The 15,492-nt window shown below is 63.6% G+C and carries 13 protein-coding genes; 11 read left to right on the top strand and 2 right to left on the bottom strand.

Annotated features, from left to right (window positions below; genetic code table 11):
- Nucleotides 1-35 precede the first annotated feature (35 nt).
- Complete coding sequence (locus AC1DZ8_RS24545) at nt 36-473, bottom strand: hypothetical protein (protein ID WP_477307735.1); 438 nt, start codon at nt 471-473, stop codon at nt 36-38.
- On the bottom strand, nt 470-1,327 hold the full coding sequence (locus tag AC1DZ8_RS24540; RefSeq protein WP_477307737.1) for a hypothetical protein: 858 nt from the start codon (nt 1,325-1,327) through the stop codon (nt 470-472). The genes AC1DZ8_RS24545 and AC1DZ8_RS24540 overlap by 4 nt, the downstream gene beginning before the upstream one ends.
- A gap of 241 nt (nt 1,328-1,568) precedes the next feature.
- Here AC1DZ8_RS24540 and AC1DZ8_RS24535 point away from each other — a divergent pair, with 241 nt between their 5' ends.
- The 11 genes from AC1DZ8_RS24535 to AC1DZ8_RS24485 all read left to right on the top strand — a co-directional run bounded on the left by AC1DZ8_RS24535 (nt 1,569) and on the right by AC1DZ8_RS24485 (nt 15,486).
- Complete coding sequence (locus AC1DZ8_RS24535) at nt 1,569-3,170, top strand: WD40 repeat domain-containing protein (RefSeq protein ID WP_477307739.1); 1,602 nt, start codon at nt 1,569-1,571, stop codon at nt 3,168-3,170.
- Between the two features lie 209 nt (nt 3,171-3,379).
- A complete protein-coding gene (locus AC1DZ8_RS24530; protein WP_477307741.1) occupies nt 3,380-5,122 on the top strand; it encodes an alkaline phosphatase in 1,743 nt (580 codons plus the stop codon).
- A 116-nt stretch (nt 5,123-5,238) separates the two neighbouring features.
- Nucleotides 5,239-5,697, top strand: coding sequence for a hypothetical protein (locus AC1DZ8_RS24525; protein WP_477307743.1), 459 nt, complete (start codon nt 5,239-5,241; stop codon nt 5,695-5,697).
- A 5-nt stretch (nt 5,698-5,702) separates the two neighbouring features.
- Nucleotides 5,703-6,413 carry an ABC transporter ATP-binding protein gene (locus AC1DZ8_RS24520; RefSeq protein ID WP_477307745.1) on the top strand — a complete coding sequence of 237 codons (711 nt, stop codon included), beginning with the start codon at nt 5,703-5,705 and terminating at the stop codon, nt 6,411-6,413.
- Nucleotides 6,414-6,432: 19 nt separating this feature from the next.
- A complete protein-coding gene (locus AC1DZ8_RS24515) occupies nt 6,433-7,683 on the top strand; it encodes an ABC transporter permease (RefSeq protein ID WP_477307747.1) in 1,251 nt (416 codons plus the stop codon).
- 285 nt (nt 7,684-7,968) lie between these two features.
- Entirely contained in the window at nt 7,969-9,981 is a 2,013-nt protein-coding gene (locus AC1DZ8_RS24510) for an amidase (RefSeq protein ID WP_477307749.1), read from the top strand.
- Nucleotides 9,982-10,583: 602 nt separating this feature from the next.
- The gene (locus tag AC1DZ8_RS24505) at nt 10,584-11,120 is read left to right on the top strand and encodes a cysteine hydrolase family protein (RefSeq protein ID WP_477307751.1); all 537 of its coding nucleotides are present in this window, start codon (nt 10,584-10,586) and stop codon (nt 11,118-11,120) included.
- A gap of 31 nt (nt 11,121-11,151) precedes the next feature.
- The gene (locus AC1DZ8_RS24500; RefSeq protein WP_477307753.1) at nt 11,152-11,601 is read left to right on the top strand and encodes a GFA family protein; all 450 of its coding nucleotides are present in this window, start codon (nt 11,152-11,154) and stop codon (nt 11,599-11,601) included.
- A 323-nt stretch (nt 11,602-11,924) separates the two neighbouring features.
- Nucleotides 11,925-12,923 carry a LacI family DNA-binding transcriptional regulator gene (locus AC1DZ8_RS24495; RefSeq protein ID WP_477307755.1) on the top strand — a complete coding sequence of 333 codons (999 nt, stop codon included), beginning with the start codon at nt 11,925-11,927 and terminating at the stop codon, nt 12,921-12,923.
- Nucleotides 12,920-14,437 (top strand): sugar ABC transporter ATP-binding protein, encoded by a 1,518-nt coding sequence (locus AC1DZ8_RS24490; protein WP_477307757.1) that lies wholly within the window; start codon nt 12,920-12,922, stop codon nt 14,435-14,437. Before AC1DZ8_RS24495 ends, AC1DZ8_RS24490 begins: the two co-directional genes overlap by 4 nt.
- Complete coding sequence (locus AC1DZ8_RS24485; RefSeq protein ID WP_477307759.1) at nt 14,437-15,486, top strand: ABC transporter permease; 1,050 nt, start codon at nt 14,437-14,439, stop codon at nt 15,484-15,486. The genes AC1DZ8_RS24490 and AC1DZ8_RS24485 overlap by 1 nt, the downstream gene beginning before the upstream one ends.
- Nucleotides 15,487-15,492: the final 6 nt, after the last annotated feature.

The raw sequence follows: 15,492 nt of genomic DNA, 5'->3' as shown, positions 1-15,492 counted from the left end.
GGATTATATGCCGCAATACAAAATTCGGACTCGACCTAGAATTTCGACACCAGGTTCTCCAACTCGTGCAGCCAATCCGAAATATCTCGCGCGTCCTTGGGGAGATGCTTATAGTCATGAGCTGCGTCGTTTCTAAGGTCATAGTCTTTATTGAGAGAATCTAGAGTCTTCTGATCGCCATGAAATATCAAATCTAGCTTCCGTCTCAAAGGGAAACCCTTGATGTTCTCCCTCAGGTAACGCCAAGCGTGACCAGAAATAACTTTTGCCTGAGCTTGCTCTGAAATTCGGTCTTCTGCTTCGTTTTTGGCTAGATATTCAAACTGGGCCCATCCGAGGAGATAGAAAGCAACATCAAGTGTCTGTCGGAAGCGATCAAGTTCCTTAGAGCTTCCTCGGCGATTTCTAATTTCTTGGTCTATTAGGTCAGCGAACTTGTCATAAGCCAGCTTCGTGTCTGTCAGCTTGCTCATGGCAAAGAAACCAAAGTGAAGAACTCATTTCTATTGAACGGTACCGAATCTCGACGGCTTTCAGCTGACACCAACTGCCAGTTTGGTGCCCCCTCGGAGCCCCGATCAATAAGAAGGCGAGTGCCGGTTCGGGTGATTAAGTCTATTCTGCCCCGGGCACCTACGATCCACAATGCTCTAGGAACAAAGCTGACGATCACTTGATCGCCGAAAATAATGTCGAGTACAGGTAGGTCACGATCTGCTATAGCATACGATTGCATCAAGTCTTCCGAGAAGCTTACAGTACGACTTTGATCTGCGCGGAGATCGTGTCGGTCAGGAATCCAAGACCAAACATCAAGATAGAGGTTATTGATACGCTGTATCCAATCTTGAACACGCACAAGAACGCGGTTGCGGTCGAACACTCCAGTTTCAGTTCTTTCCCAAACATCTATTGGAACTAGTTTTGTAATTTGTGGATTATTACGCTCATCAAGGCTGAGAATGGTCAGCCCAAGCCTCTCAATGTTAAAACTCCAGATCTCTAGGTCGCGGACATGCTTCAGTTGTTCGAAAAGAGATGCGTAGTCGCGCTCTTTTGGCTCACGTTGACGCACTTTCACGTCCACAAAGATTTGTTTCCCGTCTTTTGAAACAAGCCTTACATCCCCAGGTTCCGACTGCATCGAGGGCTCGATATTTGTCACATCGGAAACACGGAGAGTCTGAATTATCCGCTCTTCAGCAATTTCACTTTCGTCGGCAACACGAGGCAGAACTTTCGTATCGCGAAGCGCATCGAAGGCAAGAGGTTGGGGACTGGTTCGGTCGGAGCTGAAGACAACGTAACGATTGCCGAAATTTACCAAGACCTGGCGCCCGGACTGGCTAGAGTTTGAAGCGTTTTGGGACAAAAGAGAGCCTTCGATTTTGAATTCGGTTGGTTAAAGTATCTGACCAAAGAGCCGTGGCATACCCCTTTGACGGCAAGCGCTGTTGGCCAGATGGGTGATATGTCGCTTTGTACCAGCATTTTGCTGTAATTTACGCCGCTGGTATCGTGAGTTGGCTTGGGGCCTGACAATTTGCAGGCGGCTGCGAGGAGACTGCATGAACAGGGGTGCAGACAGGCTGCTCGCGCTGGTCTCGCTGGTCATCGGCGTGGTCTGTTTCGCCATGCAGCGTCTGGCGCAGGCCGATGCGAGCATCGCGGCATCCTTTGCCTCCGTGCGCCTGGTTGCCTTGTTTACGGCCGGCGCGGTCTGTGTGATCGGGGCGCTGTTGTTCTTTGCCGGCCTGTTGCCGCGCGGCCCGAACCACCTGTCCGGAGCCCCATTGTTCGGTCGGGCAGCGGAGGTGCAAAACCCCGGCAGGCCGCGGATGCGGCAAGCCTTCCTGGTTCTGCCGGCGATTGTCGTTCTGGCGCTGCTGGCCGATCAGTTCGGCCCGTGGCGCACAGCTGGGCCGGGCGCTGAGGTAGCCGCCCCGAACGAACCCAAAGCCGAGCCGAAGGGCCAGCATGTCGCCGGCGTCCCGCCGGACCTGGTGACGCCGCCAGCGCCGCCGAGTTCGCCGCCTGTCGCCCCGCCGCCCGCGCTGCCTGAGCAGGCAGCCAAACCTCCGGCAACGCCGGAGCCTGCGCCACCGCCTGCACTGGCGCAGCCACCCGAAGTCGCTCTTGCCCCCGCGACCCCGCCACCGGAAGCGGCTCCGCCGTCGGCTCCGGCCTCGCCGCCACAAGCCACACTTCCTTCGCCCCCGGAAACCGTGGCGCCCTTGCCGCCGGCCGAACCGCCGCTGCCGACCGAGCCCGACGGCCATCGTGACGCCGTCGTCTGGCTCGCCGTGTCAGCCGATGGCCGCGACATCATGAGCGCCAGCACCGACCACATGATCAAGCTCTGGGATATCGCCGGCAAGCGGCTGATCCGCAATCTCGGTGAGCACAAGGACATGGCGCGCACGGCCCTGTTCATGCCCGACGGCGTCACCGCGCTGACCGCCGGCGACGACGGCGAAATCGTGCTGCGAAAGCTTGCCGACGGCACGGTGCTGCATGTCTTCTCATCGGGCGAGAATGGCGGCGTGCGCAAACTGGCCATCAGCCAGGACGGCAAGCGCGCCGTCAGCGGCCACGACACCGGCAATGTGATCGTCTGGGACCTGGTCAACAAATCCGCGCTGCATGTGATGACCGGGCACGACTGGCCGATCAGCACGGTCGCCATCTCGCCCGACGGCACGCGCGCGCTGAGTGGCTCCATCGATGGCACGCTGAAATTCTGGGACGTCGAGACCGGCAAGCAATTGCGCAGCTGGCACGGCCACGAGCAGGGCACCTACGGCGCCGTCTTCACCGCCGACGGCCACCATGTCATCACCGGCAGCGGCGACTATACGATCAAGCTCTGGGACCTCGACACGTTTAGGGAACTGCGCCGCTTCGAAGGCCATGAAGGCACGGTCTACGCGCTGGCGCTGTCGGCCGACGGCAAGCGCCTGGCCTCCGGTTCGCTCGACGGCACGGCGCGGCTGTGGGACGTCGACAGCGGCAACCAGATCGCCATGTTCGACAGCCGCACCGGTCCGATCTACGCCGTCGCCTTCGCCCCCGACGGCACGCTGCTCACCGGCGGCGGCGACCGCACCATCAGGGACTGGCCGGCGACGGGCGGCGATGGCGAGATACTGTTTGCCGGCGCACCGCAGTGAATGGGGTGCTCAGCAGCTGATCTCCCACACGAGTGGGGATGGCAAGCGGCCAAGAATATGCCGCGTCGGCAGCTTCGTTCAATCCGGATTCTCGACAGGCTCCGGATGACGCAGAAATGTGAGCGGCCCGGGCGAGGTTTTGTCATATAACGGACATCGGCAACCACTACCAAAAACTGTCTTTTATCAGTCAATTTTGGAGGTCACTTATGCTTCGCCCCCTTATCGCGCTTGCCGTTACGACAAGTCTTGCCAGCGCTGCTGGTGCAGCCACGATCTATCCTCTCGACCGCGCCACCATCCTCGCCCAGTCTCCCTTCGACTTGAAGGTCGAATTCGACAAGGTCGTCACGCCCGACCAGGTCACGGTGACGATCAACGGCAAGCCTGCCGAAGAGGTTCTTGGCAAGAAGGTCGAGTTCGTTGAGAAGGAAGAGGGGGTCGATGCCTCCGCCATTTTGATCCGCGCTGCCAGCATCGCCCAGCCCGGCACCTATGAGATCGAAGCCAAGGCCGGCGACGAGACCAAGTCCGTCAAATGGGAGGTGTTCGGAACCTCGGCGACCCCGCGCGCCAAGAACGTCATCTTCCTGCTTGGCGACGGCCTCTCCGTTGCGCATCGCACCGGTGCGCGGATCATGTCCAAGGGCATGACCGAAGGCAAGGCGAACGGCCGGCTCAACATGGACGATCTCGACCATATGGCCTTTATCGGCACGTCGTCGACCAACGCGATTGCCACCGACAGCGCCAACACCATGTCGGCCTACATGACCGGCCACAAGACGGCGGTGAACGCGCTCGGCGTCTATGCCGACCGCACCAAACCCAGCCAGGATGATCCGAAGGTCGAGACCATCGCCGAGGCCCTGCGGCGCACCGGCAAGAAGTCGATCGGCGTCGTCTCGACGGCCGAGGTCGAGGACGCCACGCCGGCAGCCGTCGTCTCCCATACCCGCAGCCGCGGCGACAAGGCCGACATCGTCGGCATGTTCTACCAGACGCAGCCCGACGTCATCCTCGGCGGCGGCTCCGCCTATTTCCTGCCGCAGAGCACGGCCGGCTCCAAGCGCAAGGACGACACCGACTACATCGCGAAATTCCGTGATGCCGGATACGCCCTTGCCACCGACAAGACCGAACTCGAGGCTGCAGCCAAGACCAACACCGGCAAGATCCTCGGCCTGTTCCATACCGGCAACATGGACGTCACGCTGGACCGCGACTTCCTCAAGAAGGGCACCGTGGAAACCTTCCCCAATCAGCCGGGTCTCGTCGAGATGACCAATGTCGCACTTGGCGAGCTGTCGAAGAACCCGGAAGGCTTCTTCCTGATGGTCGAAGGCGCCTCGGTCGACAAGATGTCGCATCCGATGGATTGGGAGCGCTCCATGGTCGAGGTCATCGAGTTCGATAAGGCCGTCGGCGTGGCCATGGAATTCGCCAAAACCCATCCCGACACGATGATCGTCGTCACCGGCGACCACACCCACAGCGTCTCCATCGTCGGCACCATCGACGACAGCAAGCCAGGCCCGGACATGCGCGACAAGGTCGGTGTCTATGCCGACGCCGGCTTCCCGAACTACGAGGACAAGAACAACGACGGTTATCCCGACAGCGTTGATGTCTCGCGCCGTCTGGCGATCTTCGGCGCCAACTTCCCCGACTATTACGAGACGTTCCGTCCGAAGCTCGACGGCCCGTTCGTGCCGGCGGTGCAGAACGAGAGCAAGCAGTATGTCGCCAACGAGAAGTACAAGGACGTGCCCGGCGCCGTGCTGCGCATCGGCAACCTGCCGAAGTCGGCCGAGAGCGCGGTCCATGCCGTTGACGACGTCGTGCTGCAGGCCACCGGCCCGGGTGCGGAAGGCTTCAAGGGCTACATGGAGGAGAGCGACGTCTATAAGGTCCTCGCCGATGCGCTCGGACTGGCGCCGGCGACGAACTGAGCCGCGCACTCTATGATGATCCCGGCCGCTCCATACGGCGCTTGCCGATGGAGCGGCCGGGGACGATGGTTCGGGCGCTGACGGCGCCCGCGCCAATCGACAAGGGAATAGCAATCATGGAGTGCAGACCGATCACCCGTCGCGGCATGCTGCTCGGTTCGGCTACGGTCTGTCTTTCCCAGGCTTTGCGCAGCGCGTCGGCCGCGCCAGCGCCGCTTACCTTCGATGACCTCTACGCCAAGATCGGCGTGCTCGGCATGAGCTTCTCCGACAAGGTCAAGACGCTTGCCGGCCAGGACGTCACCATGAAGGGTTTCATGGCGCCGCCGCTCAAGGCCGAGGCGAAATTCTTCGTCCTGACCGAGATTCCAATGGCGCTGTGTCCGTTCTGCTCATCCGATGCCGATTGGCCGGACAACATCGTCGTCATCTATCTCGACCAGGCGCAGACCTTCGAACAGGCAAACGCCCTCATTGAAGTGGCCGGCCGGCTGGAAACCGGCTCCTGGACCGACCCGGAGACCGGCTTTGTCAGCCTTCTGCGCATCGTCGATGCGCATTTCTACCGGGCGTAGCCATCATGCTTGGCCTTTCCGTCAGGGATTTGCGGGTTTCCTTCCGTGACCTCGACAAGCCCGCGCTCGCCGTGCCCACGCTTGAGATCGCGGCCGGCGAGAAAGTCGCCGTGACCGGGCCGTCTGGATCGGGCAAGACGACGTTCATCAACATCGTGACCGGGCTGGAAAGGACAAGGCATGGTTCGGTGCGCTGGGGCGGTGCCGATCTTGCGAGCCTCTCCGAAGCCAGGCGCGACCGCTGGCGTTCCGCCCATGTCGGCCTGGTCATGCAGGAGTTCTACCTCTGCCCCGGCCTGTCGGCGCTGGAGAACGTGCTGCTGCCCGGCAGGCTGTCGAGAGTCCGTCCGATGGCTGAACTGAAGGCGGAAGCCTTGCGGCTGCTCGAACGGGTCGAAATTGAGCGTCCGGGGCAGCCGGTGGAAACCATGTCGCGCGGACAGATGCAGCGGGTCGCCGTTGCCAGGGCGCTGGTGACAAGACCGGCCATTGTCGTCGCCGACGAGCCGACTGCGAGCCTCGATGCCGATGCCGGAATTGCCGTGGCGAACCTGCTCTTACAATTGGCCGGCGAGGCGGGAACGACGCTCATCGTCGCCAGCCACGAGAAACGGCTGATCGAAAGGCTGGACCGGATCATCCGCCTGGAGGCCGGTCAGGTGACGCGCGATAGCGGCGCGTTGCAGGAGATGGCCGAGCGCGATGAAGCTTTTTGAGCTGGAAAAGGAATAGCCGATGCTCCGCTTCATCGCCGCGGATCTGAGGCGACACTGGATCGGCGTGGCTGCCGTGGCCTTGCTGATCGCGCTGGCCACCGCGCTCGGCGTTGCGGTGACGCTCAGCGAACGGGCGCTGCGGCTGGGCAGCGCGCAAGCTGCTGATGCCTTCGACCTTGTGATCGGCGCGCCGGGCAGCGAAACCCAGTTGGTGCTGTCTTCGGTATTTCTCCAGGCGGCACCCTTGTCGCTGATGCCGGGCGATGTGCTCTCCGGGCTCATCAGGGATAAGCGGGTGGCCTGGGCAGCGCCGGTCGGTTTCGGTGATTTTGTCGAAGACTTTCCGATCGTCGGCACCACGCAGGCGCTGGTCGACGGGCTGGGCGGCGTCTCCGAAGGCCGCACATTTGCGCTGCTTGGCGATGCGCTGGTTGGCGCCGCCGTGCCCAAAAGCGTCGGCGCCCGCTTTCATCCCGCGCACGGACAGCTGCATGCGGCGACCGAAATCCACAATGATTTCACCTACACGATTGTCGGGCGCCTCAGCCCTACTGGCACAGCTTGGGACCGGGCGATCATCGTGCCGATCGAGGCGGTCTGGCATGTTCATAAGCACGAGAATGGACGCGCCGGAATAGCAGCTCTTGTCGAGCAGGTTGACGCAAAAGACGGTGCCGAGCCGCACGGTTTCGATGCGGCGATCAACCCCGATGCGGTTCTCGATCCTTCGGCGCCCGGCCTGCCGGCCGTCCTGGTGAAACCGCACACCATCGCCGACGCCTACAAGCTGCGCCAGCAATATCGCAGCGAACGCACGCTGGCGGTCTTTCCCGGCGAAGTGCTGACCCGGCTTTACGGAACCCTCGGCGACGCCCGGCGCATCCTGTCCGTGGTGGCGGCCGGTGCGCAATTCCTCGTTGCGGCGGCCATCCTTCTGGTCATCGTCGTCCATGTTTTGCAGAGGCGGCACCAGATCGGCGCCCTGCGCGCCTTCGGCGCGCCACGCGCGGTGGTGTTCGGGATCGTCTGGGTAGAAACGTTCGTCATCGTCGGCGCCGGGGTCCTGCTCGGCTTCCTCTTCGGCTATCTCGCCGCCCGAACGATTGCGCATACGATGGGCGAGGTGAGCGGTTTTTCCATGCCGGTGACGTTCCGCGTCGAGGACATGCGCTCAGTGCTGGTCCTGCTTGTCGTGGCGGGCCTTGCCGCGGTGGTGCCGTCGATCCTCGCCTATCGGCAATCGCCGGCGCAGGCGCTGAGGAATGGGTGAGGGTAGCGATCTCCCCCCTTGAGGGGGAGATGGCCGGCAGGCCAGAGGGGGCGCGAAGGATCGCGACCTGTGATCCGTTTTCGCGCTATCCGACTTGAGATATTTCGATGGGACGTTGTCCGGTCTTTTCGAGAGGCCGGCGGGACAGCGCCCCCCTCTGGCCTGCCGGCCATCTCCCCCTCAAGGGGGGAGATCAGCAGCTTCGCCGTCGTGCCCGCCGTTTGAGGCGTGACACTTGCATCGCCTGATGCGAAGAGTCTTTGCCTGCCGCCAACCGAGAATCCCATGCCCTTCCACCTCGTCGAAGCCTCGATCGCCGACCTGCGCCGCGCCTTGGAAGACGGCACCGTCACCAGCGTCGAGCTGGTCGGCGCCTATCTCCGGCGCATCGCGCATTACGACCGCCATGGCATAGCGCTGAATGCCGTGCCGGTGCTCAACCCGGCAATGTTCGAGGAGGCCGTCGCCTCCGATCTGCGGCGCAGCAATGGCACCACGCTCGCGCCGCTCGACGGCATCCCTTACACCGCCAAGGACAGCTACAAGGTGAGGGGCCTGACGGTGGCCGCGGGCTCGCAGGCCTTCGAGCATCTCGTCGCCAATGAGGACGCCTTCACCATCGCGCGGTTGCGGGCCGGCGGCGCGGTGCTGATCGGGCTGACCAACATGCCGCCAATGGCCAATGGCGGCATGCAGCGCGGCGTCTATGGCCGCGCCGAAAGCCCTTACAACGCCGATTACCTGACCGCCGCCTTCGCCTCCGGTTCGTCCAACGGTTCGGGCACCGCGACCGCCGCCAGCTTCGCCGCCTTTGGGCTCGGCGAAGAGACATGGTCGTCGGGTCGTGCGCCGGCCTCCAACAATGCGCTGGTCGCCTATACGCCGTCGCGCGGCGTCATTTCGGTCAGGGTCAACTGGCCGTTGGTGCCGACCATGGATGTGGTGGTGCCGCATACGCGTGGCATGGCCGACATGCTGGAACTGCTCGACGTGATCGTCGCCGACGACGCCGAGACGCGCGGCGATTTCTGGCGCGTGCAGCCCTGGGTGACGATCCCGAAAAGCGGAGACCTCAGGCCGCCAAGCTTTACCGCGCTTAGGCTGGAAGGTTCGCTCAGAGGCAAGCGCCTCGGCGTGCCGAAAATGTATATCGGCCGCGACAGCGACGCCGAGCGCCCGATCGAGACCCGCGCCTCGGTGCTCGACCTCTGGCGGCAGGCGGCAAACGACCTGGAAAAGCTCGGCGCAGAAGTGGTCGAGGTCGATTTTCCCGTCGTCTCCAACTACGAACGCGACCGTCCGGGCGCGAAAACCATGGTCGAGCGCGGGCTGGTTCCGGAAGCGTTTGCCGAGCGCGAAATCTGGGCCCTCTGCATCTGGGGCTGGGACGATTTTTTGCGCGCCAATGCCGATCCGGCGATCCCCGATCTGGCTTCGGTCGACGGCCCGAAAATTTTCCCGCAACCGCCAGGCACGCTGCCCGACCGCTATGGCGATGACGGCTTCGATCTGGCCGACTATGTCACCCGCGCCAGGCAAGGCGTGACGTCTTTCCTCGACATTCCGACGCTGGAAGATGGGTTCAAGGGACTGGCGGCAACACGGCGTCTCGACTTCGAGGACTGGCTCGATGCGAACGGTCTCGACGCGGTCGTGCTGCCGGCGGTCGCCGATGTCGGCCCGGCCGACGCCGATATCAACGAGGCCTCGGCAGCCCTTGCCTGGCGCAATGGCACCTGGGTCGCCAACGGCAATCTGGTCTGGCGCCATCTCGGCATCCCGACCGTCACCGTGCCGATGGGCACCATGGCCGACATCGGCATGCCGGTCGGGCTGACATTTGCCGGCAAGGCCTATGACGATGTCAGGCTGCTGCAGTTCGCCGGTGACTACGAGCGCGCCACCCAACGCCGCACCAGCCCGCCGCGCACGCCGGAATTGCCGGATGATGTGTTTGCGGGGCGTGGTGGATTGCGGGCTAGCGATGCGCCGCCGCCAGCGCTCAGGCTTGTCGCCGAGACGAGACGGCTGGGAGACCAGGTCGAAATCGCCGTGACGGTCGAGCTCGATGCCAATGACGCGCAGACCGCGGGCGTCAAGGTCCACGTCAATGGCGAGCCCGTCGCCATGCAGCGGAGCGGCAATCACTTTCGCGGAAGCATCGTGGTGCCGGCCATCGAGCATGAGCGCACGCATAGCGTCTGGCGCGGTGCTTACGGCTCGATCGTTACTGCGATTATAAGACTGGAGGACGGACGCACCACCGGCGCTTATGTCGCGACTGGTGGGATCGAGTGAGTAGGGCGAACCGCCCGACCTCTTAGCCGGTTGCCCGTCTGTCCGATCACACGACCGCTATGACGGGAGGGAGGCCAGCCATCTATCCCAAAAGCGCTGTTGCATGTGGACAAACACAGGTATGATGTCGTGGCCTTCGTCGAATATATTGACCAAGTCGCTCTCTTGGGGGAGTTGCCCCTCTTTCACCTTGCAGACTACCAGCCCGCGGCTCTTCGCTATCAGCGTGGCTTCAGGAAAGACATTGTAGCTCGCGCCGTAACAAGAAGGCAGCAGGCCATCGACTTCTAGCTGCTGGCGGAGCTGGAACAAAGCTTCGAAATAATCGTCCTCCTCAGCCTCGATCGTATTGTCTCGATAGCTGCAGGTAAGCCGGCATCTTGTCCCTGTATCGTGCAGCGTAAACGTTGCTTGTTCGTCGTCGCTGACAGTGCCTGCACCGATCAGGAAAACGGTATACTGTTCACTGATAGCCGCCCCTTGCCGCTGTTAAACGATGCTAGTGCTACTAAGGGTGGATTTCCATCCATTCCGAACCATTTTTGGCCACGACGGCTGAGCCCTCTCCTTGACCCATCCACCTTCCGCGCTATCTTCGCGCCATGTCAAAACGCGCTCCCCTCATCGTCATCGATCTCCAGACCAACATGTTCGACGGCCTTGTCGAGCCGCCGATCCACGATGCCCCGGGTATCGCTGAGCGCACTCGCTCGCTGATCGACTGGGCGCGGCGCGAGGGGCGCAAGGTCGCGTTCGTGCGGCATGACGGGCCGGCCGGCGATCCGCTGGCGCCGGGCGAGCCGGGTTGGCCGGTATGGCCGGAACTCGGCCAGGCCAAGGACGAACCGACATTCTCCAAGACCGTGCGCAACGCCTTCTCCAATCCCGAGCTTGGCGAGTGGGTTGCGGAGCAGGGGGCCGGCGAGGTCGTGCTCGCTGGCGCGCAGACCGATTTCTGCATCGCCGGCACCGTCAAGGGCGCTTTGGCCGAAGGCCTTGCCGTCACTGTCGTGTCCGATGCCCATTCCACGCTGGATACGCCCGACGCAACAGCTGCCGAGATCATCGCCCGGTACAATGCGGACTTCACCGATGCCGGCGTCACGCTGGTGACGACTAAGGCGCTGACCGGCAGCTGAAGCGCCGCCGCCAAGAAGACAGGAGGCTGCCTTGCCGACCCTGAAACTGCCAGCCGAGGGCGGCTGCCGCTGTGGACGCGTGCGGTTGAAAATTTCCGCGCAACCGCTGTTGACCATGGCCTGCCACTGCACCGGCTGCCAGACCATGTCGGCCAGCGCCTATTCGCTGAGCGCCGCCATTCCCTCGGATGGGTTTGAAATCACCCAAGGCGAGCCGGTGATCGGCGGCCTGCACGGCGCCTCGCGCCATTATTTCTGCCCGCATTGCATGAGCTGGATGTTCACCCGGCCCGAAGGCCTCGACTGGTTCGTCAATCTGCGCCCGACCATGCTTGATGAACCCGGCTGGTTCACGCCGTTCATCGAGACATGGACCAGCGAGAAGCTGCCCTGGGCGGAGACGCCGGCGGTGCACAGCTATGCCGCGCTGCCGGCGCTTGATGAGTATGAAGGGTTGCTGGCCGAGTTTGCTGGGCGCTGACGCTGCCGCTGCCGATCTCCCCCCTCGTGGGGGAGATGCCCGGCAGGGCAGAGGGGGGCGCGAAGGATCGCCAACCTTGCGAACCGGCCGGCCGCTTTTCCTCTCGACAGTCAGACACTTCCGATACGCTGACACGCTGGCGGGACAGCGCCCCCTCTGGCCTGCCGGCCATCTCCCCCACTTGGGGGAGATCAGCAGCTTTCGCGAAAAAATCCATCGAATCGATTGCGCAAACGTTTCGATCACCCTAAGCTTCCCCGAAATCCGCCATCAGAGCGGATGGGAACCGCATAGGGAGGAGCGCTTGCTGGCGCTGAATTGTCTTGCCGACAATGGCTGAAGTGGCGCGGCGCGCCGGCGTGTCGGTGTCGACCGTCTCGCATGTCGTCAACAACACGCGCTTCGTTTCGCTGGAGAAGGCGAAGCTGATCAACGACGCCATTGCCGCCATGGGCTATCAGCCCAACGAGCTGGCGCGGTCGCTGAAAGCGTCGACCACCAACAGCGTCGGCCTGGCCATCTCGGCGATTTCCAACCCCTATTTCACCGACATCATCTGCGCGGTCGAGGCCGAATGCGCCCGGCTCGGGCTGATGGTGTTTCTCTCTGACACGCAGGAAGACCCCGACCGCGAACTGCAAGTGGTGCGGGCCTTCCACCAGCGCCGCGTCGATGGCGTCATCCTGGCGCCATCGGGGTCGCCGCAACGCGCCATCGACTATCTCGCCGACAAGAAGGTGCCGTGCGTGCTGATCGACCGCTTTGCCGACGACCGCTTCGACCAGATCGGCGTCGAGAACGACACGGCGATGCGGGCGCTGATCGACCATGTCGCCTCCTTCGGCCACAAGCGCATCGGCTACATCGCCGGCCAGCCCGGGCTGGCGACGACGCGCGAACGCATCGAGGCGTTCCAGGCTTCGCTCGCCGCCAATGGACTTGAAAGCGTGCCGCACTATGTCTCGCCGGAGAATATCGACACGGCGGCAGCGACCGCATCGACGCACGCCATCCTGTCGCTGCCCACGCCGCCCACCGCATTGGTCACCGGCAACAACATGACGACGATCGGGGCAGTCCGCGCCATCCGCGAAAAGGGTCTTTCGATCCCGCGCGACCTGTCGCTGGTCGGCTTCGACGATTTCGAATGGGCCGACTGTTTCGAGCCAAGGCTGACCCTGATCGAGCAGCCCTGCACCGAGATCGGCCGGCAGGCGGCGGCGCTGCTCAGTGCCCGCATCGCGTCGACCGCTTCCGCGCCCCGCGCCGTGCGCCTGCAGGCGACCTTGCAGGCACGCGAATCCTGCGGGAGGCCGAAATGACCGCGCCGCTTCTGGTGATGACCGGCGCCGTCAAACGCTTCGGCGGCGTGCAGGCGCTGCGCGGCGTCGACTTCGACCTTAGGGCGGGCGAGATCCATGCGCTGCTCGGCGAAAACGGCGCCGGCAAGTCGACGCTGATGAACCTGCTGTCGGGCGTCTACACGCCGGATGAAGGCACCATCGAGATCGACGGCAAGCCCGTGCGCTTTAACAACCCGCGCGAGGCGCAAGCCGCCGGCATCGCCACCATCTTCCAGGAGCTCGACCTGGTGCCGTCGCTCGATGTGGCGGCCAATCTCTTCCTCGGCCGTGAGCTGATGCGGCCTGGCGGCTTCCTCGACGTCCCGGCAATGCGCCGCGAGGCGAAGAAGCGGCTGGAGGCGATCGAGATCGCCATCGATCCAGGGGCGATGGTCGCCGACCTGTCGATCGGCCAGCGCCAGGTGGTGGCGATCGTCAAGGCGCTGTCCTATGCCTCGCGCGTGCTGATCATGGACGAGCCGACGGCAGCGCTCACCGTGGGCGAGGTCGAGCGGCTGTTCGACATCATGAGAAAACTCGCCGCCACCGGCGTCGGCATCGTCTACATCTCGCATAGGCTGGAGGAAGTGCCCGGCATTGCCGACCGGGTGACGGTGATGCGCGACGGCCGTGTCGCCGGCATCACCGAGCCACACGCGCCGCAGGCCGAACTGGTGCGGCTGCTGGTCGGCCGCCCGCTGGACGAACTCTATCCCCAACGCGCCAAAGGGGCGGGCAAGCCGCTGCTCAGCCTGAAGAACGCGAGCTTCAAACTCGCCCGCGACAGCGCCGGCTGGCAGGCGCCGCAAGGCGTGTCACTCGACGTCCACGAAGGCGAGATCGTCGGCCTCGCCGGCATTATGGGGGCAGGGCGCACCGAGCTCTTGTCCGCGCTCTACGGCACCGGCCTGTCAGGCCGCTGGGAGGGCGAGGTCGCCATATCAGGCCGGCCGGTAAAGCTGGATTCGATCAGCGCGGCCCGCCACGCGGGCATCGCCTTCGTCACCGACGACCGCAGGGGCTCGGGTCTGATGCTGCGCATGGCGGTCGGCCTCAATCTGGTGATGTCAGTCATCCGTCGCATTTCGCCCGCCGGCCTGATGTCGCCAAGCCGCCAGGCGGAAGCGGTGAAAGAGTCCTTCAGCCAGTTCGATATCCGGCCAAAGAACCCCGACATTGCTGTCGGCGCGCTGTCGGGCGGCAACCAGCAGAAGGTGGTGCTGGCGAAAGAAATTCTCGGCAACCCGCGCCTGCTTCTGCTCGACGAGCCGACGCGCGGCGTCGATGTCGGCGCCAAGGGCGAGATCTACGCGCGGCTCAGGGCGCTTGCGGCGCAGGGGCTCGGCATACTGGTGGCGTCCAGCGAAATGCCGGAACTGATCGGTCTGTGCGACCGCATCGTGGTGCTGCGCCAGGGGCGCAATGTGGCGGAATTCATGGGCGGCGTCGACGAGCACACGGTGCTGGCCGCGGCAAATGGCAGGGAGGCTTGATGTCTGAGGAGAAGATTTCGGCGGCAGGCGCGCCCGTGACAGCGGCGCCAAAGCACCGCGATCCGCTGGCGCTTATCGTGCGCTTCCAGAGCCTGATCGGCCTGGTGCTGGTGGCGATCGGCGGCATCATCTTCTCGCCGCGCCGCCATGGCGAGATCCTGTTCCTCAACCCCGACAACATCGCCAACATCGTGCGTGCCGTGTCGGAGACCGGCATCATCGCCATCGGCATGACCTTCGTCATCATCACCGCCGGCATCGACCTGTCGGTCGGCGCGGTGCTGGGCCTGTCCAGCGTCGTCACCGCATCGATGATGATCTCCGGCGGCTTCGGCCTGATCCCCACCATCCTCGCCGTGCTCGTCATGGGCATCGTCTTCGGCGCCATCCAGGGCACCATCTCGACCCGGTTTAGACTGGAGCCCTTCATCGTCACGCTGGCCGGCCTGCAGGCCGCGCGGGGTCTCGCGCTGGTCGTGTCTGGCAACCAGTACATCAACATCTCCTATGGCGACGGGCCGGGCCTGGCGCCGCCGGTGTTTGCCGTGCTGGGCGAACGGCTGTTCAACAACACCGTGCCGGTGGCAACGCTTGTCTTCATCGTCTTTGCCGCAATCGCCACCATAGTCCTCAACACCACGCGCTTCGGCCGCTACGTCTTTGCCGTCGGCGGCAATGAGCGCGCCGCGCGCATTTCCGGCGTGCCGGTGTCGATGGTGAAAATCTCGGTCTACGCCATCACCGGCTTTGCCGCCGCCCTTGCCGGCATCGTGCATGCCGGCCAGTTCAATTTCGGCAGCGCCAATGACGGCATGGGCTATGAGCTGACGGCCATCGCCGCCGTGGTCATCGGCGGCACCAGCCTGTTCGGCGGCGCCGGCTCGATGGTCGGCACCGTCGCCGGCACCATCATGCTGGGCGCACTCGCCAACATCCTGCAGCTCAACAACATCACCCCCGCCATGCAGCTGCTCGCGACCGCCGCGATCATCGTGCTGGCGGCAGTGCTTCAATCCCTCGTTCGCCGCCGCGAGGGTTTGGGTCGTTAGTGCATG

The sequence above is a fragment of the Mesorhizobium sp. P2_F7 genome, assembly GCF_056403695.1.
The sequence above is the reverse complement of the archived record's forward strand: the minus strand, read 5'-3'. Positions and strand labels throughout refer to the sequence as shown.

Coding starts and splice junctions, on each gene's coding strand:
- AC1DZ8_RS24545 (WP_477307735.1), bottom strand. CDS start 473: ATGAGCAAGCTGACAGACACGAAGCTGGCTTATGACAAGTTCGCTGAC.
- AC1DZ8_RS24535 (WP_477307739.1), top strand. CDS start 1,569: ATGAACAGGGGTGCAGACAGGCTGCTCGCGCTGGTCTCGCTGGTCATC.
- AC1DZ8_RS24530 (WP_477307741.1), top strand. CDS start 3,380: ATGCTTCGCCCCCTTATCGCGCTTGCCGTTACGACAAGTCTTGCCAGC.
- AC1DZ8_RS24525 (WP_477307743.1), top strand. CDS start 5,239: ATGGAGTGCAGACCGATCACCCGTCGCGGCATGCTGCTCGGTTCGGCT.
- AC1DZ8_RS24520 (WP_477307745.1), top strand. CDS start 5,703: ATGCTTGGCCTTTCCGTCAGGGATTTGCGGGTTTCCTTCCGTGACCTC.
- AC1DZ8_RS24515 (WP_477307747.1), top strand. CDS start 6,433: ATGCTCCGCTTCATCGCCGCGGATCTGAGGCGACACTGGATCGGCGTG.
- AC1DZ8_RS24510 (WP_477307749.1), top strand. CDS start 7,969: ATGCCCTTCCACCTCGTCGAAGCCTCGATCGCCGACCTGCGCCGCGCC.
- AC1DZ8_RS24505 (WP_477307751.1), top strand. CDS start 10,584: ATGTCAAAACGCGCTCCCCTCATCGTCATCGATCTCCAGACCAACATG.
- AC1DZ8_RS24490 (WP_477307757.1), top strand. CDS start 12,920: ATGACCGCGCCGCTTCTGGTGATGACCGGCGCCGTCAAACGCTTCGGC.
- AC1DZ8_RS24485 (WP_477307759.1), top strand. CDS start 14,437: ATGTCTGAGGAGAAGATTTCGGCGGCAGGCGCGCCCGTGACAGCGGCG.